At 67.8% G+C, this 19,137-nt stretch carries 14 protein-coding genes; 7 read left to right on the top strand and 7 right to left on the bottom strand.

The genetic code is table 11. The features are described 5' to 3' along the window. Window positions 1-16: 16 nt before the first annotated feature. The 3 genes from HZ321_RS02150 to HZ321_RS02160 form a co-directional block, all read right to left on the bottom strand. On the bottom strand, window positions 17-2,107 hold the full coding sequence (locus HZ321_RS02150; protein ID WP_181699755.1) for a DUF4384 domain-containing protein: 2,091 nt from the start codon (window positions 2,105-2,107) through the stop codon (window positions 17-19). Window positions 2,108-2,198: 91 nt separating this feature from the next. After that, on the bottom strand, window positions 2,199-2,579 hold the full coding sequence (locus HZ321_RS02155) for a hypothetical protein (RefSeq protein ID WP_244635533.1): 381 nt from the start codon (window positions 2,577-2,579) through the stop codon (window positions 2,199-2,201). Between the two features lie 18 nt (window positions 2,580-2,597). Next, a complete protein-coding gene (locus HZ321_RS02160; protein WP_181699756.1) occupies window positions 2,598-3,203 on the bottom strand; it encodes a hypothetical protein in 606 nt (201 codons plus the stop codon). Between the two features lie 182 nt (window positions 3,204-3,385). On the opposite strand from HZ321_RS02160, the gene HZ321_RS02165 reads away from it, so the two are divergent. After that, the gene (locus HZ321_RS02165) at window positions 3,386-5,008 is read left to right on the top strand and encodes a hypothetical protein (RefSeq protein WP_181699758.1); all 1,623 of its coding nucleotides are present in this window, start codon (window positions 3,386-3,388) and stop codon (window positions 5,006-5,008) included. An 826-nt stretch (window positions 5,009-5,834) separates the two neighbouring features. On the opposite strand, the gene HZ321_RS02170 is transcribed toward HZ321_RS02165, so the two are convergent. Further along, window positions 5,835-8,405 (bottom strand): caspase family protein, encoded by a 2,571-nt coding sequence (locus HZ321_RS02170; protein WP_181699759.1) that lies wholly within the window; start codon window positions 8,403-8,405, stop codon window positions 5,835-5,837. 476 nt (window positions 8,406-8,881) lie between these two features. On the opposite strand from HZ321_RS02170, the gene HZ321_RS02175 reads away from it, so the two are divergent. The 6 genes from HZ321_RS02175 (at window position 8,882) to glgB (ending at window position 16,797) form a co-directional block, all read left to right on the top strand. Continuing rightward, window positions 8,882-10,045: an ABC transporter substrate-binding protein gene (locus HZ321_RS02175; protein ID WP_181699761.1), complete on the top strand. Its 1,164-nt coding sequence runs from the start codon at window positions 8,882-8,884 to the stop codon at window positions 10,043-10,045. A gap of 159 nt (window positions 10,046-10,204) precedes the next feature. Beyond that, on the top strand, window positions 10,205-11,203 hold the full coding sequence (locus HZ321_RS02180; RefSeq protein WP_181699763.1) for an ABC transporter ATP-binding protein: 999 nt from the start codon (window positions 10,205-10,207) through the stop codon (window positions 11,201-11,203). A gap of 4 nt (window positions 11,204-11,207) precedes the next feature. After that, window positions 11,208-12,158 carry an ABC transporter permease gene (locus tag HZ321_RS02185; protein ID WP_181699765.1) on the top strand — a complete coding sequence of 317 codons (951 nt, stop codon included), beginning with the start codon at window positions 11,208-11,210 and terminating at the stop codon, window positions 12,156-12,158. A 21-nt stretch (window positions 12,159-12,179) separates the two neighbouring features. Next, on the top strand, window positions 12,180-12,983 hold the full coding sequence (locus tag HZ321_RS02190; protein WP_181699766.1) for an ABC transporter permease: 804 nt from the start codon (window positions 12,180-12,182) through the stop codon (window positions 12,981-12,983). 27 nt (window positions 12,984-13,010) lie between these two features. Continuing rightward, window positions 13,011-14,462, top strand: coding sequence for a gamma-aminobutyraldehyde dehydrogenase (locus HZ321_RS02195; RefSeq protein WP_181699768.1), 1,452 nt, complete (start codon window positions 13,011-13,013; stop codon window positions 14,460-14,462). A gap of 139 nt (window positions 14,463-14,601) precedes the next feature. Further along, window positions 14,602-16,797 (top strand): 1,4-alpha-glucan branching protein GlgB, encoded by a 2,196-nt coding sequence (gene glgB, locus HZ321_RS02200; RefSeq protein WP_181699770.1) that lies wholly within the window; start codon window positions 14,602-14,604, stop codon window positions 16,795-16,797. 55 nt (window positions 16,798-16,852) lie between these two features. Here the strand turns inward: glgB and HZ321_RS02205 are convergent, their stop codons facing one another. From HZ321_RS02205 to fmt, 3 genes are all read right to left on the bottom strand, one after another. Further along, window positions 16,853-17,308, bottom strand: a complete 456-nt coding sequence (locus HZ321_RS02205) for a nuclear transport factor 2 family protein (protein ID WP_181699772.1) — start codon at window positions 17,306-17,308, stop codon at window positions 16,853-16,855. A 135-nt stretch (window positions 17,309-17,443) separates the two neighbouring features. After that, window positions 17,444-18,187 (bottom strand): tRNA pseudouridine(38-40) synthase TruA, encoded by a 744-nt coding sequence (gene truA / locus HZ321_RS02210; RefSeq protein WP_181699773.1) that lies wholly within the window; start codon window positions 18,185-18,187, stop codon window positions 17,444-17,446. Window positions 18,188-18,189: 2 nt separating this feature from the next. Continuing rightward, complete coding sequence (gene fmt / locus HZ321_RS02215) at window positions 18,190-19,122, bottom strand: methionyl-tRNA formyltransferase (protein WP_181699775.1); 933 nt, start codon at window positions 19,120-19,122, stop codon at window positions 18,190-18,192. Window positions 19,123-19,137 lie beyond the last annotated feature (15 nt).

The following is a 19,137-nucleotide window of genomic DNA, read 5'->3' on the forward strand; positions in this document are numbered from 1 at the left end:
GATCTCCTGGCGCGGCTCACTGGCGGCGCCATTCCACTCGGCGGTTGAGGGCGTCGAGATCCTCCTCGGTGAGCCCGGTGTCGTCGGCGAAGCGGATCGGTTCGGAGAAGCCCTTGCCTTCCGTCTCGATGTCCACCTCGATGCCGTTGGCGCGGAGGTATTCGGCGACGGCCGCGGCGCGCTTGGCAGAGAGGGCGCGGTTGTAGGCGTCGCCCCCCTTGCGGTCGGTGTGGCCGACGAGGACGATGCGTTCCGGCTGCTGTTCGCGGATGACGTCGAGCAGTTCGGCCGCGGCCTCCTGGCCGATCGGCGTGAAAGAGGCCTTGTCGAACTCGAAGGTGATCGGCACCGGCACCGTCTTCGGCGTGATGCCACGCACGGTCTGGGAGTAGACGCCGCCCACCATGCCGCTGCGATGATCGCGGCCGGCCTTCACCAGCTCTCCGGTCGGCTTGTCGCTGGTCGGGTTGGCAGCCAGGATCCTGGCCTGCGCGGCGCGGTCGATGACGCTCTGGATGTCGGCCTCGGGCGGCGCCTTCGGCGTGCGCGTCTCGTTCTTGATGATCTCGATGGCGCGCTCGTAGGCGGCGGCCGCTTCCGCGAAGCGGCGTGCGGAGAAGTAGACCTGGCCGAGCGTGGCTGAGGCCTGCCAGAGCACCTGCGGCCGTTCTGCCGCCTCCAGGATGGCCAGGTAGTCGCCGGGTTCGGCGCCATCGGCCGCCATCAGCTCCTGCGCCGTGGAGAGACGGAGCGCGGCGAGGCGGCGCTGGGCGGGGATCTGGAACGCGCCGCAGGCGGCGTCGGTGGCGATGGCGTCGCTCTTGGCCGCGGCGGTCGCCACGTCGCGCGCGCCGACGGCGGCGTTCAGCGCCGTGACCAGGTCCTTGCAGCGGGCGTCGATGTCGCTGGCGTCGGCCAGCTCGATCGATCCTGCCTCCACGGCCGCCGGATCGCCCGAACGACCGAAGGGCAGCTGGATCTGCGGCATCTGGAGCTGGAAGCCACCGGGCAGCTGCACCTGTGGCATCTGGATCTGCGGCATCTGGATCTGTGGCATCTGCACCTGAGGCATCTGGACCTGAGGCATCTCGACGCCCGGGATCTGGATCTGGGGCATCTGGATCTGAGGCATCTGGATCTGCGGCATCTCCAGCTGCGGCATCTCAGGCATCTGCGGTATCTGCAGCTGGCCGGTCTGGGCCTGCGGCATGGGCACGGGCTGGCCGGCCGCCGGGGCCGTCGGACGCGGACGAAGAACCGGAGGACCCTCGTCGCTGCCGAGCGCCCAGTCCTTCTTCGGCACATAGGTCAGTTGCGTGGCCGGTGCCTGTACGGCGGGCTTGGGAACGGCGGCGACGGCCGGTGCCTTCGGCTTCTTGACCGGCCGCACGGGCGCGGCCTGGGGCTTCGGCCGTGCGGGCTTCTCGGCAACCGAGGGAGCCGGCACCTGCGGCTTGGCCGTCGGGAGCTCGGGCGCGACCGGGTCGACGGCGGCCACCACCGGCGTCTCGACGGTCGTCAGGACGATGTTGTCGGTGCGGATGCGGGCACCGGCGGCGCGGGCCTCGCCCAGGCTGCGGGCCAGCGTATCCACGCCGCCGTCGACCGCGCGGAAGGTACCCTGCCCCTTGAGGTCCAGGTCGGCGAAGATGGCGAGCGGCTTCTCGGACCAGAACACCTTGATCAGCTCGCGGCCGACCGGGCCGGCGACCGTCAGCTTCGCCCCGCTCGCCGGATCGGGAACGGAAACAGGCGCACCGACCCGAACGAGGCCGTCGGGCTGGTGCTTGTTGGGAAACAGCCGCACGACGTTTCCGTCGGGACCGACGGCGACGATGGTGACGTAGAGGTCGCGTTCGGCGGTGAGGGTCATCCCCACCACTTCGCCGATGCCGTATTCGCGGCTCGGGCGGTCGAAGGAGACCTGCAGGCCGGCGTTGGCCTCGGCGCGGGTGCCGACAGCGGCCGCCCTCGCCTGCGGCGGCGAAAGGAGGGCGGGTTCCTGGGCATGGGCAACGGGGACCGAGAGGAGCAGCGTGCCCGCCAGCAGAAGTGATGTGATCCGGTTCATGTGACCGACCCCGAAGTAGCCAGGCCCGAAGGCCATCTGTCCGTCACTGTACCACCGCTGGGCTTCCGTTCGGGAAGGGGCGTGCCCTCGTCGGGCGAAGGACGCCTCCAATCGATTTGGAAGCCGGTCAGGATTTCCCCTTCTTGCCGGCGGACTTCAGCAGCGAGACCAGGTCCTGCATGCCTTCCGGCGCGGCGTTGTAGAGCCAGAGGACGTCCGGGTTGCCGGCGGTGAACTCCTTGCCGGCGTCGGTGGCGATGCCCCGCTCCACCAGGGGGGGCGGCGTGGGGGCCCCATCCAGCGTCTTCACCCCCGCCTCGGCTTGCGCCTTGGCGATGATATCCACGGCGGCGGCGAAAGCGTCCGGATCGGATGCGCGGAGGTCCGAGAGCGTCGGATTTCGTGCGGCGAGCGCCTCGACGACCGCCTCGTCGGCGGCAAGCGAGGAACCGCCGGACAACAGGCCGAGGACTGCGGCAGCCAGAAGGGAGATGAGAGGTCGTCGCATGCGTCGAGATCCTTCAGCCTATGGGGATGGGTTGATCACTGTTTCCCTGACGCGCAGGCGCAGATCGCGCAGCACCTGCGCAAAGATCACTTCGATCGAGCCGTTCGACCACACCAGCATGCTGCCGAAGGGAGACTTCTCGCGCACCAGGAAACCGGCCTTGGCGAGATCGATGATCACCTTGCGGCACGTCTCCGTCGACATGACGGTGACCAGGAAGCGGGCCAGATTGGACTGGTCTATCGCCCCCGGCCGGTCGATCCAGGTCTGCAGCAGTCGAGGCTTGGTGTCGGCCGTGAACATGGCAGCCAGCGCCCGCTCGTCCGTCAGCCCGAGACGCTCCAGCTTGGGACGGTCCTTGGTCAGCGATACGATGTAGTCGTTGTGCAGTTCGGCGAACCGGCCGAGGTGGTCCACCGTCTCGATGCCGTAGGCCTTCATGGAGTAGAGGAACTCCGCGATCTGGTAGACCGCTTCCGACCTCAGTTGCTCCAGAACCTTGGGTTCGAGCGTCTGCGAGGCCTGGTACAGGCGGTCGGCGAAGGTCAGCCGCGAAAGTCGGACGCTCTCCAGGAAGCTCGCATCCAGTGCGACTTCTTCCGAATCCCAGTCGAAGTCCAGCATCCACCCTCGTCCCCATTGGTCGGATCGCATGTCGCCTGCAGAAAAACACGCGAAACATCTCCGCAAAATATTAGACTGACGGCCCCCCTCCAAGGGAATTGGGAGCCGACAGCTTGTTCGCGAACAGGTTCGTGCCTAACGTCTCCCGGTGTATAGCTTAGCTGGAGCGATCGGGTATCGCCATGGCGAAGTGGGTGGTTGGTCTTGCGGCCCTTGTGGCCCTTCCCGGTCTGGTGGTCCTGCCCGCGTGGGCGGACGACGACCAGGTGCTGTTCCAGTTTCGCAGCGGAACGGCGCCGAACGAAGTCGGCATCGTGCCGGGCGCCGAGGACGTGGAGCCCTCCGGACCGGCGGCGCTCACCATCGGTGACGACGGCACGGTCTACGTGCTCGACCAGAACAACGAGCGGGTGATCGCGGTCAGCCCCGAACGCTCGGGCCAGGCGCCGCAGATCCTCGCCCTGCCCCCGGACCTCCCGGCCGCGGACCTTGCCATCGTGCGCAACGAGCTGTTCCTCTGGGCGGACGGCGTGGTGGCAGTGGAGAAGACGGGCGAGCCGGATGCGCCGGAACGGGCGCTGCGGGTGGTTTCCGGGGACGCGGACAGCTACACGCGCTCGGCGCTCGCCGCGATGGGTTCGCAGCCCCCCGGTCCGCTTGACGGCCTGTTCGACGAGATCGGGCGGAGCGCCAACCGCGACGACAGCCGGCCGACGGTGGTCCAGTACGTCCCCAGCCGCGGGCTCGGCGACGTGGTGGCCGAGGTCGACGTGCTGCACGGCCGCGAAGCGCGCATCGCGATTCGCCGCGGCGGGGAGGAGGCCGCCTTCGTGCTGCTCGACGCCCGGACGCGCGATCGCATCGGCACCGTGGAGGTGCTCGACATCGATACGACCGGGCGGCCCTACGTGCTGATCGAGACCGTGCCGGACAATGAGGCCACTGACGCGGCCATGTTCGTCGTCCGGTTCTCGCCGAGCGGGGAGACGGAAGCCGCCTATGACGTGCCGCTCGAGCCGGGCGCGACCTTCTCGCGTCGGTTCGTCTCGGTCGGTCCGCGCGGCGACGTGCTGTTCCTGCGCTCCGACACGGCCCGCGCCGACGTGCTGCGGCTCGCCAGCCGGCCGACCGCGCCCGGCGATGTGCTCGCGGGTGTCGCGCCCAAGCGCAAGCCGGCAAGCGTGAAACAGGGCAAGGCCCCGAAGATGGCGATCCGGCCGACCGGCCGGGAGAGCGTCGTGGAGCGCGCCGTGGCCTTCGAGACGGCCCGTTGGACGGTGAACCCCGCCGCCTACGGCAAGGATCCCGCACCGCGCTGCCCGAACATGAACCGGGTCCAGCGCCCTCTCTACCTGAAGGGCAAGCTGAACCAGGACGTGAAGGGCATTCCCTACTGCTGGGGCTGCAAGACCTCGGTCGACGCCTTCTACGAGGGCCTGGAGAAAGGCCTCACCGCCGGAAACGTGTGCACCCACAGCGCGGTGCGCACCAAGGTCATGGGGGTGGACTGCTCGGCCTTCGTCAGCGAGGTGTGGGGTCTCGCCCGGCACGTGACTACGGCCGCGATGCCGACCATCACCCAGCGGATCAAGGATCCGATGACGCTGCGGCCGGGCGACGCCCTCAACAAGCCCGGCTCGCACGTGATGCTGTTCCTGCGCTTCACCGCCGACCGCAAGGTGGAGGTGATGGAAGCCTCGCCGAACGCCTGCTCGGGCCGGGTCTGCCGGAACGTCTACCTGCTCTCCACGCTGCTGCGCCGCGGCTACCAGCCGGTGCGGCTGAAGGTGATGGGCGCGTCCTGAGGCGGCACCCCTAACGGACCTTGTTGCCATGCGGCCATAGGTCCGTTGACCTGGATAGGGGCGTGGAGCGGGGTCTACCGTGTCTTGGTGCGCAGGGCCCAAAGCCGGCTCGACGATGTGTCCCCGACGACCGTCGAGAGCACATCGCGCGGGAGAGATGCCGGCCAGTCCCCACGGCCGCCAGGGTGGCATCCCCACCGACCAGAGGGATGCTCCTGCCGTCGAAGCGAGCAAGACCAGTCCGTGGTAGGACAGGCCGGCGTCCGGTTAGGGTCGAACTGGATCGCTGGCCCCTACCGCGACCTCCTGCTATCCCCCCCAACTCGAAGTCCCGTCATCACTATCGTTGTCGCCTGGGCTGTTGTTGTCGCCAGGGCTGTTGTTGTCGCCAGGGCTGTTGTTGTCGCCAGGGCTGTTGTTGTCGCCTGGGCTGTTGTTGTCGCCCGGGCTGTTGTTATCGCCGGGGCTGTTGTTGTCGCCGGGACTGTTGCTGTCAGCCGGAGTGTCGGGCGAAGTTCCTGAGCCGGTCTGAGATCCGGAACCACTGGACGACGTTGAAGTGTTCGATGAACCGGATTCCGAGCGACCGCCTGCGTTACGGCTTGCCACGACAGTGCCGGTTTGGCTGCGTGCCGCGGGAGCAGTGACATTGGCGGGAGCGGTCTGCACGGACCCAGTCGTCAGGTTCCCCGGAAGATAACTGCAGCCTTGGACCGACGTCCCGAGCAACAGAACGCATGACGACAAAAGAAAAAAGCGCAGCGTTTTCGCCCCGACAGGTGCGCCGTATGACATGGTATCCCTCCCCATGGACAACCGGGCGGGATCAGATGAGATCGTAACGGGGGTTCTGTGCTTTCCAGACGAGTCCCGAAAGAAGCCCGATCCGCTCGTCAATGTCCTTGAGCGCCAGGATATCCTTAACAGATCGTTTATCAAGGGCCGCTATCAGGGATTTTTCGAGCGCCTTCTTCGTCTTGTTGGGCATTTCTCCGAGAGCATTCAGCGCCGTTTTCTTCGGATCGGGAAAGATCTCGCTCAAACCGACGGCCAACGCCAAGTAACGCGTCGCCGTCTGCTCGGCCTTCGGCTCCCCGGTATCCAGCGCGAGCCGCGCGCGGTCCGTGGCGGCCCAGTAGTCGCCGCGTTCGGCGGCCAGTTCAAACCAGCGGGCCGCTTCGGCCGGGTCCTTCTCCACGCCGATGCCGTCGCGGTACATGCGGGCGATGCTGCGCGGGGCGAAGGGATGGCCGCCGTCGGACGCCTGCTTGAACAGGTCGAGCGCCTTGGCCTCGTCCTTGGGGGCGCCCTTGCCGGACCGGTAGGCCACGGCGAGGTTGTTGATGGAGTAGATGTCCTTGCGCGCCACGCCCTCGTCGAAGTAGCGGACGGCGCGTTCCGGGTCGGCCGTGACGCCGACGCCATCCATGAAGATCGCGCCGAGTTCGTTCATGGCGTAGGTATGGCCGAGGTCGGCGGCCTTCAGCAGGAACTCCATGCCGCGTTTGCGCTCGTCGTCGCTCGAGGCGGCGCGGTAGAGGCGCTTGCCGTAGTCGTGCATGCCGTAGGGGTCGCCCTTCTCGGCGGCGAGCAGGAAGAGTTCCATGGCCTTCGGGACGTCCGGTTCGCCGAGGGCGCCTCGGGCGTAGAGGGCGGCCAGACTGTCGGAGGCACGGACGTGGCCGGCCTCCATCGCCTGCTTGAAGGTCGCGGCGGCGTCCTTGGGCTGGCGGCCGGCGAGTTGCGCCCTGCCGAGCTGGTAGACGAAGCGCGGAACGTCGGGATAGGCCCCCACGGCCGCGGCGCAGGCAGCCAACGCGGCTTCAGGCTCGATCTCGTTCGGCAGGCGACCGGCGACGACCCCCTGAAGATCCAGCGGAGCGCCGGCCTCGATATCGCAGGGATCGAGCGCCGCCGTGATCGGCAGTGCGGCGCGAACGCCCGCTCCGGCCTCGATCACGACCTCGAAAGCCTTGTTCTCCGACCCGATCGCGGGATCGAAGCTCAGGCCGGACAGTTCGCCGCCCTTCAGGACATTGCCTGCAGCGACCGTGCGCTCGCCCGCCTTCAGGACGCCTTCCGCGGGCACCGCGGCGATCGTGTAGGCGGCCTCCGCCGGCGCCCCTTCAGGTGCAGGCAGGTCGAGGGCCTGGGGACCGACGCCGATCACCACGGTGTGCGAGGCGCCGTCCATTCCGGCGAGATAGTCGGCCACGGCGGCTTCGGCCTCCTTGCGGCGGCGCTCCTCTTCGGCGCGCTGCTGGCCGGCGTCCTGGACGACCTGGATGGCGACGACGCTCTGGGCGCTCTGGCCGTAGAAGTCGGTCGCGGCATAACTGAACAGGGCGACCGTGCCCGGCGCGACGCCGGAGGCGTCAAAGGTCATGGCGCCGAGGTCGTCAGCGGTCAGGGTGCTCGACGGGGCCAGCGGCGTGCCGGCGAGCAGAACCCGTCCGGCCTGCGGCACCTGGAGCACGGAGACGGTGAGCGGAGACCCTGACGGGGCCTTCGGCTGTTCCAGGGCAAGCGGCGTGGAGGCGATGCCGGCCGGCACCGTCTGCTGCTGCAGGCTGGCGAGGATCGGGGGCGCGGGCGCGTCGAAGAAGTAGAAGGAATCGATCAGGGACGAGTTTTCCCAGGGGATCTGGGCGCCCTTGGTGGCCGAGATGACGTCGCGACGGACCTCTGTCAGGACCTGGCGGATCTCCTTGTTCGGCACGCTGGCATGATCGACGAAATACTGCGTGTAGGGGCTGAGCTTGCCGGCGCCGTCGAGCGCCACCTCGCCCGGGGCGGTGGAGAAGGCGATCAGGCTGCCCAGATCGGAATCGATCGGCGCCAGCCCGCGGGTCGGCCCGACGGGCTCGAGCTTCTCGGCCATCCAGAAGGATTGGTTCTTGAAGGGGTTGTTGCGGCAGGCGTCGAGGAAGATCAGCTGGACGCGCGACTTGTCGCGCAGATGCCCGATGATGAGCTCGAGCGGCATGGTCTGCGTCTCGACGTCGTAGGCGCTGTCCAGCGTCGCATCCACCGGAACGAGGAAGTTGCGCCCACCGATCTGCACGCCGTGACCGGCGTAGTAGACCAGCCCGACGTGCGCCCCGTCGGCGGAGCGCAGAAAGGCCCGAACGGCCTCCTCCAGTCCGAGACGGTCCACATCGAGGCCGAGGGTGACGTTGAAGCCGGCCTTACGCAGGACGTCGGCGACCTCGCGCACGTCGTTCGCCGGGTTGGGCAACGGTTCCAGCTTGCTGTAGTGCGAGTTGCCGATCACCAGCGCGACGCGGCGGTTCTCGCCGGTCTCGGCCTGGACGGACAAGGTGAGGGTAAGGCCCAGCAGACAGGCGAAAACGCCTTTGAGCAGGGCTTGGACGAGCGGGTGTATCAAGCACCTCATCGCAGTCTCTCCGCCTGAAGTGCTGCCTCGCGACAGCCGTGACGGCCGATGCAACGCGATCGAGGCAGGCGTCCATCACCGCCAATCGGCAGGCTGTCGTCAAGTCGAATCATCACTGAAACGGCATGTCCCGCTGTTCAATTTTTTTGGAACCTCCCCATCCACTTGCCGTGGCTGGGGAAAACATTCCACACCCGCCGACGCCCGATCCTGAAAACATGCGCGACAAGAGAAGGCTCACGTCAAAGCTGATGGCGTCCATGAGGTGGCGGTTCGCGAGGCTCGTTCCCCGTGACACGGCGTGATATCGGGAAAACCGAAAGTTCGTTTCTGAATTATGTTCTGGCGAAAGCTCGGACTTCACCGCACTCTCAGCCTCGACTTTGTCGACGCGCCAACAATCCGAACAAAAGGGGAGCGTGTCGCGATGGCTCGGGCTGCCGGACCAAGCCGGCGCCTCAACAGGGAGAGTCCACATGCGCAGAACGTCGCGGTTGACGGCGAGTGTCGCCGTCGCAGCCCTCGTCACGTCCCAGGTCGCCATGGCGCAAGAAGCCCAGAAGGAGATCGGAGCGGGTGAGGGCGAGGTCGCCATCGTCGCCTGGGCCGGCTACATCGAGCGCGGCGAGACGGACAAGGCCTACGACTGGGTCACCGATTTCGAAAAGAACACCGGCTGCAAGGTGACGGTGAAGACCGCCGGCACCTCCGACGAAATGGTCGCGCTGATGAACGAGGGCGGTTTCGACCTCGTCACCGCATCCGGCGACGCGTCCCTCCGGCTGATCGCCGGCAAGACCGTGCAGCCCATCAACACCGACCTCATCCCCTCGTGGAGCAAGGTCGACGACCGGCTGAAGACCGCGCCCTGGCACACGGTCAACGACGTGCACTATGGCGTGCCCTATCAGTGGGGCGCAAACGTGCTGATGTACAACACTGAAGCGTTCAAGGAGGCGCCGACCTCGTGGAACGTCGTGTTCGAGGAGACGACGCTGTCCGACGGCAAGTCGAACAAGGGCCGGGTGCAGGCCTTCGACGGCCCGATCTACATCGCCGACGCGGCACTCTACCTGATGACGCACCAGCCCGACCTCGGCATCAAGGATCCCTACGAGCTGAACGCCGACCAGTACAAGGCAGCCCTCGACCTGCTCCGGCAGCAGCGCAAGATCGTCCACCGCTACTGGCACGATGCTTTCGTCCAGATCGACGACTTCACCAACGAGGGCGTCGTTGCCTCGTCGTCGTGGCCGTTCCAGGTGAATCTTCTGAAGTCGCAGACGAAGCCGATCGCGTCGGTGGTGCCCAAGGAAGGTGCGACGGGCTGGGCGGATACCACCATGATGCACGCGGACGCGCCGCACCCCAACTGCGCCTACATGTGGATGGAGCACTCGCTGAACCCCAAGCTGCAGGGCGACCTGGCCGCCTGGTTCGGCTCCGTTCCGGCCAATCTCGAGGCCTGCAAGGGCAATGAGTTGCTCGGCGACGAAGGCTGCAAGACCAACGGCCTGGACAACTTCGACAAGATCCACTTCTGGCGCACCCCGGTCGCCAAGTGCGCCAGCCAGGAAGCCGGCTGCGTGCCCTATTACAAGTGGGTGACCGACTACATCGCGGTGATCGGCGGCCGCTGAGCCACGCAAGACCGACCGCCTCCGCCGGCGCTCTTGCCGTGCGGGGGCGGCCCCGGTAGCAGCCCTGCCCGTTCTGCCGCGCGCATCGCGATGGCACGCGCAGATGATTGCGCCCTGCATCCGCCACCGAGCGCCGCTTCCCAGGAGACATGATCGCCGATGACCAGCCCCGCCGTCCGTTTCGACAAGGTCTCGCGCCATTTCGGCCCCGTGAAGGCGGTCGACGAGGTGGACCTTGCGATCGCGCCGGGCGAGTTCTTCGCCATGCTGGGACCGTCCGGATCGGGCAAGACGACGTGCCTGCGGCTGATCGCCGGGTTCGAGCAGCCGACCGGCGGGGCGATCGAGATCTTCGGCGAGCACGTGGAGGGTGTTCCGCCCTACCGACGGGCGGTGAACACCGTGTTCCAGGACTACGCGCTGTTCCCGCACATGACGGTGGCGGAGAACGTCGCCTACGGACTGAGGATCAAGGGGGTGGACAAGCGCTCGCGACGCCTCCGCGCCGATGAGATGCTTTCGCTGGTGAAGCTTTCCGGCTACGGTGATCGTAAGCCGGCTCAGCTTTCCGGTGGTCAGCGGCAACGGGTGGCCCTTGCGCGGGCTCTGGTGAACGAGCCGAAGGTGCTGCTCCTGGACGAGCCGCTCGGCGCGCTGGACCTGAAACTGCGCGAGCAGATGCAGGGCGAGCTGAAGAGCCTGCAGCACCGGCTTGGGATCACCTTCGTGTTCGTCACGCACGACCAGACCGAAGCCTTGGCGATGGCCGATCGCGTGGCTGTGTTCAATGAGGGCCGGATCGTCCAGGTGGGCAGTCCCGAGGAAATCTACGAACGGCCGCGGACGCGGTTCGTCGCCGATTTCGTGGGCGGCGCCAACGTGATCGAGCCGGCAGCCGCCGCAAGGCTGGGCCTGCCAGAGGGCCTCTGGTCGCTCCGGCCGGAGAAGATCGCCCTCGGCGGCGGCGACGGCGAGGCGATCCGGCTTCAGGGCCGGGCGCAGGAGGTGCAGTACCAGGGCGCGCAGCGCCGCGTCACCGTCGATCTCGGTGCGGACCGGCTGGTGATGGTGGTGCCGGCGGGCGTGGCGAACTTCGGTGAGGGCGAGCCGGTGGCGCTCTCCGTGCCGGCGGCGGCGCTCAACCGGATGGAAGGCTGACGCGATGACCGCGACGACGGCCACCTCCCCTCCGCGGACCAGGACCAGTTTGCGCGGCCGCGTGTCCGACCTCCTCGCCAGCCGGCCGAAGCTCCTGGCGCTGGTGCTGGTGCTGCCGCCGCTGCTGTGGCTCGGCCTCGTCTACATCGGGTCGCTGCTGGCGCTGCTGCTGCAGTCCTTCTACTCGATCGACGAGTTCACCGGCCTTGTTGTCCCGGAATTCGGCCTGTCCAGCTATCGCGAGCTTCTGGCGCCGGCCAACATGGATATCATCGTCCGCACGGTGACGATGGCGGCCCTGGTGACGCTCGCATCCGGCGTGCTCGCCTTTCCGATCGCCTACTACGCCGCCCGCTATGCCAAGGGGCGGACGAAGGCGGCGTTCTACCTCCTCATCATGCTGCCGCTGTGGTCGAGCTACCTGGTGCGCGTCTATGCCTGGAAGCTGATCCTCGCCAAGGAGGGCGTCCTGACCTGGGCGGCGGAGGAGACCGGCACGCTGCCGCTGCTGGACGGCATCCTCGGGCTGCCGGTGATCGGCGGGCCGTCGCTGTCGGTGTCCTACATCGGCACCTTCATCGTGTTCGTCTATCTCTGGATCCCCTACATGATCCTGCCGATCCAGGCGGCGCTGGAGCGGGTGCCGCGGTCCTACCTGGAGGCTTCGGCGGACCTCGGCGCGCGGCCGGCGGAGACCTTCCGCACCGTGGTGCTGCCGTTGGCGATGCCCGGCGTGGTCGCCGGATCGATCTTCACCTTCTCGCTGACGCTCGGAGACTACATCGCCCCGCAGATCGTGGGCCCGAGCACCTATTTCCTCGGCCAGGTGGTCTACGTGCAGCAGGGCACGGCGGGCAACATCCCGCTGGCGGCCGCGTTCTCGGTGGTGCCGATCGCGATCATGGCGGTGTACCTCACGGTCGCCAAGCGGATGGGGGCGTTCGATGCGCTTTGATCGAACCGCGAGAGCGGCGCCATGAGCGAGCGCGCGTCCTTCCTCCTCAAGCTGATGGCCGGCGCGGGCCTGCTCTTCCTGCACCTGCCGCTCGCCTTCATCGTGCTCTACGCCTTCTCCACGGAGGAGAAGAGCTACCAGTTTCCGCCGCCGGGCTACACGACCCGGTGGTTCGCCGTCGCCTGGGAGCGGCAGGACATCTGGGCGGCGCTGACGCTGTCGGTGCAGGTGGCGCTGATCGCGACGGCGCTGGCGCTGGTGCTCGGGACGCTCGCCGCGGGCGCGCTGGCGCGGACCCGGTTCTTCGGGCGGGAGGCTATCTCGCTGCTGATCGTGCTGCCGATCGCGCTGCCGGGTATCGTCACCGGCATCTCGCTGCGCTCGGCCTTCGCGATCGCGGACATCCCCTTCTCGTTCTGGACGATCGTGCTCGGACACGCGACCTTCTGCATCGTGGTGGTCTACAACAATGCAGTCGCCCGGTTGCGGCGCACGTCGCCGTCGCTGATCGAGGCGTCGATGGATCTCGGGGCCGACAGCTTCCAGACCTTCCGCCACGTGGTGCTGCCGAACCTGGCCACCTCGCTGCTCGCCGGCGGCATGCTCGCCTTCGCACTGTCGTTCGACGAGGTGATCGTCACCACCTTCACAGCCGGCCAGCAGACGACCCTGCCGATCTGGATGCTGACCGAACTCATCCGACCGCGGCAGCGGCCGGTGACCAACGTGGTGGCCGTCTTCGTGATGGCCGTCACGTTCATCCCCATCCTCGCCGCCTACTATCTCACGCGGGACACGGCTGATGTCGCCGGCAGCGGCAAGTAACACAAAGACGCAGTAAAGGAGGCCGACATGCTGACCACTCCTCAGGCCATCGCCGAGACCAAGATGCTGATCGGTGCGGATTTCGTCGCCGGCACCGAAGACGCCGAAACGGTGCTCGCGCCGAAGACGGGCGCGGAGATCCTGCACCTGCCGGAGGCCTCGTCCGCGCAGATCGACGCCGCGGTGACCGCCGCCGACAAGGCCTTCGCAACATGGTCGCGGACCACGCCGGCCGAGCGCGCCGGCTACCTGCTCCGCCTGGCGCAGGCGATCGAGGACGACGCGGAAAGCTTCGCCGCGCTGGAGGCTCTCAACTGCGGCAAGCCCTATCCGGCCGTGCTGCGGGACGAGATCCCGGCGGTTGTGGACGTTCTGCGCTTCTTCGCCGGCGCCTGCCGCACGCTGCACGGCTCGGCCGCGGGTGAGTACATCGCCGGCCACACCTCGATGATCCGGCGTGATCCGATCGGTGTCATCGGCTCGATCGCGCCGTGGAACTACCCGCTGATGATGGCCGCGTGGAAGATCGGCCCGGCGCTTGCCGCCGGCAACACGGTGGTGATCAAGCCGAGCGAGCAGACCCCGCTGACCACGCTGAAGCTGGCCAAGGTCGCCGCCGGCATCCTGCCGGAGGGCGTTCTCAACGTGGTGGTGGGGCGCGGCGGCACCGTCGGCAACACGTTGATCAACCATCCGAAGGTGGCGATGGTGTCGCTGACCGGCGACATCGCGACCGGCCGCAAGGTGCTTGCCGCCGCCGCCGGCACGGTGAAGCGTACACATCTTGAACTCGGCGGCAAGGCGCCGGTGATCGTGTTCGACGACGCCGACCTCGAGGCCGTTGTGGAAGGCGTGCGGACCTTCGGCTACTACAATGCCGGCCAGGACTGCACCGCCGCCTGCCGCATCTATGTGGGCGACAAGCTCTACGAGAAGCTGGTGGCCGACCTGTCGTCGGCGGTCTCGACGATCGCCTACGCCAACGAGGACGACGACCAGAACGAGATGGGGCCGCTGATCTCCAAGCGGCAACGCGACCGCGTCTCCAGCTTCGTGCAGCGGGCGAGCGAGCTCAACCACATCGAGATCACCACCGGCGGCAAGCCGCGGGAGGGCAACGGGTTCTTCTACCAGCCGACGGTCGTTGCCGGCGCTCTGCAGACCGACGAGATCGTCCAGCGCGAGGTGTTCGGCCCGGTCGTGTCGGTGACGCGCTTCTCCGATCCGGACGACGCGGTGGCCTGGGCCAACGACAGCGACTACGGCCTCGCCTCGTCCGTTTGGACCAGGGACGTGTCGCGGGCGATGAACGTTGCCAGCCGGCTGCAGTACGGCTGCACCTGGGTCAACTGCCACTTCATGCTGACCAACGAGATGCCGCACGGGGGGCTGAAGCACTCCGGCTACGGCAAGGACATGAGCCAGTACGCGCTGGAGGACTACACGGTCGTCCGCCATGTGATGGTGAAGTTCGCCTGATCCGGACCGGAATTGGGGAGGCAGCCATGCCTCCCCGGCCCGGGCGAACTTGCTCCCGTTGAAACATATCTCCTTGTCCGGACGAACCAGTCGCGTACCTTCCGGTTAGAAGTCGAGAAAACGACCGGGGAGGACAGGCATGGCCGGACAGGTGGATCTGCGCGCGGGGCTGGATCAGGGCGCGATCCGCGCCATCGCGGAAGGCCGACACGGCGATCCCTTTTCCGTGCTCGGGCCGCATCCGACGGTGCGCGGTCCCAAGGTGATCCGCGCCTTCCTGCCGGGGGCGCTGTCGGCGGATGTGCTGGCGGATGGCAAGGTCCTCGCCTCCCTCGAGCATGTGGAAGACGGGCTTTGGGTCGCTGCGGTCAACGCCGTGCCGCCGCGCTACCGGCTCCGCGTGACGTGGTCCAACGGCGTGCACGAGGCCGAGGACCCCTATTCCTTCCCGCTGCTGCTCGGCGAGATGGACGTGTTCCTGCTGGCGGAGGGCACGCACCGCCGTCTCGCCGACGCGCTCGGCGCCGTGGCGACCGAGGTGGACGGCGTCCCCGGCGTGCGCTTCGCCGTGTGGGCGCCCAACGCGCGTCGCGTCTCGGTGATCGGCGACTTCAACAGCTGGGACGGCCGCCGCAACCCGATGCGGCTGAGGGCCGAGTGCGGCGTCTGGGAGATCTTCATTCCGCGGATCGGGCCGGGCGAACGCTACAAGTTCGAGCTGGTCGGTCCGGACGGGACGCTGCTGCCGCAGAAGAGCGACCCGGTTGCGCGGCGGTTCGAGATGCCGCCGGCGACCGCGTCGATCGTCGCCGACCCCGCGCCGTTCGCCTGGACCGACGCCGCCTGGATGGAACACCGGGCAGCACGGCAGGGGCCGACGGCGCCGATGTCGATCTACGAGTTGCATCCGGGATCCTGGCGGCGCGCCGGCGACCAGCCGGTGACATGGGACTTCCTGGCGGACACGCTGGTTCCCTACGTCAGGCACATGGGGTTCACCCACATCGAACTGCTGCCGATCATGGAGCATCCTTTCGGCGGTTCGTGGGGCTACCAGCCGCTCGGGCTGTTTGCCCCGACCGCCCGCTACGGCGGGCCGGATGCGCTCTGCCGCTTCGTCGATCGCTGCCACGCCGAGGGGATCGGGGTGCTGCTCGATTGGGTGCCGGCGCACTTCCCGACCGACGCGCATGGGCTCGCCCGTTTCGACGGCACAGCCCTGTACGAGCACCAGGACCCGCGGGAAGGTTTCCACCAGGACTGGAACACGCTGATCTACAACTTCGGGCGGACCGAGGTGGTCGGCTTCCTGGTTGCCTCCGCGCTCGAATGGCTGAACCGCTTCCACATCGACGGCCTGCGCGTCGACGCCGTGGCTTCGATGCTCTACCGGGACTACAGCCGAAAGGCCGGCGAGTGGGTGCCCAACCGCTACGGAGGTCGGGAGAACCTGGAGGCCGTGGCGTTCTTGAAGCACATGAACGGCGTGCTCGCGCACGAGGTGCCGGGGGCTGTGACGATCGCCGAGGAATCCACGGCCTGGCCGGGCGTTTCGGCGCCTCTGGAGAACGGGGGACTCGGCTTCTCCTACAAATGGAACATGGGCTGGATGCACGACACGCTGTCGTTCATCGGACGCGAGCCGGTGCACCGGCGCTTCCACCACGACGAGATGACCTTCGGGCTCGTCTACGCCTTCTCGGAGCGGTTCGTGCTGCCGCTCAGCCACGACGAGGTGGTCCACGGCAAGCGCTCGATCCTCGGGCGGATGCCGGGCGACGGCTGGCAGCAGTTCGCCAACCTGCGCGCCTACTACGCCTTCATGTGGACCCACCCGGGCAAGAAGCTGATCTTCATGGGCTGCGAGATCGCCCAAGGGCGGGAGTGGAACCACGACGGAGAGCTCGACTGGTGGCTCCTGGACCGGCCGCAGCATGCCGGCGCGCAGCGGCTCATCCGCGACCTTAACACGCTCTACCGCGCCGAGCCGGCCCTGCATGCGCGCGACCACGAGCCGGAGGGTTTCCGCTGGGTGATCGGCGACGACCGGCAGAATTCGGTCTACGCCTTTGTCCGACACGGCTTCGACAGCGACGCGCCGGTGCTTGTCATCTGCAATTTCACGCCAGTGCCGCGGCCGGGCTACCGGATCGGCGTGCCGCGGAGCGGGCGCTGGCTGGAGGTGCTGAACAGCGACGCGGAGATCTACGGCGGCTCGAACGTGGGCAATGCCGGCGCCATCGAGGCGGACGCCATGGAGAGCCACGGCGAGGCACAGAGCCTTGCGGTGACGCTGCCCCCGCTCGGTACGGTGGTGCTGAAGTGGGAGGGGTGAAAGCAAAAGGGCGCGCCCGAGCCGGCGCGCCCCTGTTGCCTCCTAAGGTCTGTCGTCAGTTCGCGACGGGCGTGATCTCGTGGCTGGTGATCAGCCACGTCCCGTTCTTGTTCTCGAACTCCATGGTGAAGTTGGTGGCGAGTTCCTCGCCGCCGAGGTTCCAGGTCTTCACCCCCGATTTGACGAACTTGTTGCAGTCCATTTCGGTCTTCGCTTCGCCGAGCGTGACCTTCGGGGTCTTGTCGACGAAAGCGTTCCAGTAGTCGCGGATGGCGGTACGGTCGGTGAGGGCTTCCGCCTTGTCGTGCGGCTTGAAGCTGTGGCCGGGGGCGTAGAAGTCGAGCACCATGTCCGGATTGTGGCCCGGGACGGCGGCTGCCCACTTGTCGAAGGCGGCTTTGGCGGCGGCTTCATCGAGCGGGGCGCAGGATCCGGTGTTGGCAAGGGCCGGGCCCGCGGCGAACAGCACGAGGGACGACACGGCGACGATCATGGTCTTCTTCGCAGTCATGGGGTTCCTCCGTCTCAGGCCGGCGGCCAGTCCGCCAGCTGAACCTTGAGGTAAGTAGTCCCCCGTAGGCCGGAAGAGGGCTAATCGATTAAATGTTCGTAATCTTCACGCGCTTCTGCCCGTATTAGCGACCCCTCAATAGTCGACGCGGGTGAGGCAGAGGCCGGACGGGGGCGCCACGGGCCCGCAGGCCGTCCGGTCGGCGGCGTTGAGCGCCGCGGAGAGATCGTCTGCCGTCCAGGTGCCGTCCCCCACCTTGCGCAGGCTGCCGACCATCGAGCGGACCTGGTTGTGCAGGAAGGATCGTGCGTGGGTGACCACGTGGACCTCGTCGCCGACGCGGGAGACGGCGAGATGGTCGAGCGTCTTCACCGGGCTCTTCGACTGGCAGTCGGTTGACCGGAAGGTGGTGAAGTCGTGATGCCCGACGAGCCGCTGGGCGGCAGCATGCATGGCGTCAACGTCGAGCGGCTTGCGGACGTGCCAGACCACGTGGCGCTGGAGCGTGGGCGGGACCCTCCGGTCGAGGATGCGGTAGAGGTAGTGGCGGCGGCGCGCCGAAAAGCGTGCGTCAAAGCTGTCCGGCACCCATTCGGCGGCAACGACGGCAACGGGCTGCGGCTTCAGGTGCGCGTTGGCCGCGTCGCGCACGGTGTCGGGGCGCAGGGTCTTGGCGATGTCGACGTGGGCGACCTGCCCGAGCGCATGCACGCCCGCGTCGGTGCGCCCCGCTCCACCAAGTGTGACCGGGTGCCCGGCAAACGCGGCGATCGCGGCCTCCAGAACGCCCTGAACGCTCAGCCCGAACTCCTCGCCCTGCCGTTGCCAGCCGCAGTAGTCGGTTCCGTCGTACTCGATGGTGAGCTTGTAGCGGGGCATGGCTAACCGAGCCGCCCGCCCGGCGCGAGCTTGGCGCCGCGCGCGAAATCGGCGTAGGGCATCGCCTTGGCGCCGGCCCGCTGTACCGTGACGAGGCGAACCGCGCCATCGGCGCAGGCGACGGTGCCCGTGGCATCAAGCAGCGTGCCGGGCTCGCCCTGCCCGTTGCCCGGCGTGGAGCGAAGCACCTTCACCCTCTCCTCGCCCTTGCCGAAATCGGCGGCGAACCAGGCACCGGGAAAGGGTGAGAGCCCGCGAATGTGGTCGTGGACCGCCCGGGCGGGACGGTTCCAGTCGATGCGGGTCTCGGCGTTGGTGAGCTTGTGGGCGTAGACGATGCCCGCGTCCGACTGCGGCATGAAGGAAAGACCGCCACGCTCCAGGCCCCCGAGGGCGCGGATCATCAGGTCGGAGCCGAGCGGTGCGAGACGATCGTGGAGCTCGCCGGCGGTCTCGTCCGGCCCGATCGGGACCCGCTCAGCCATGGCGACGGGACCGGTGTCGAGGCCCTCCTCCATGCGCATGACCATGACGCCGGTCTCTGCATCGCCCGCCATGATGGCGCGGTTGATGGGCGCGGCGCCGCGCCAGCGTGGCAGCAGCGAGGCGTGCAGGTTGAGGCAGCCTTCGGCCGGCGCGTCGAGCACGGGCTTCGGCAGCAGGAGCCCGTAGGCGACCACCACCGCCACGTCGGCGCCGTGGCTGGCGAAGACGGCCTGCGCCTCCTCGTCCTTCAGCGTCTTCGGCGTGAACACGGGGATGCCGAAGGCGTCGGCCTTCTCGTGGACCGGCGAACGCCGAAGCTCCATGCCACGGCCGGCCGGACGCGGAGCGCGCGTATAGACCGCCACCACCTCGTGGCCGTGGCCGAGGATCTCCAGGAGAACGGGCACCGCGAAGTCGGGCGTGCCCATGAAGACGATCTTGAGCGGCATGAGAGTGGTCCGATC

This window comes from Chthonobacter albigriseus (assembly GCF_013839445.1).
GTDB lineage: Bacteria > Pseudomonadota > Alphaproteobacteria > Rhizobiales > Pleomorphomonadaceae > Chthonobacter > Chthonobacter albigriseus.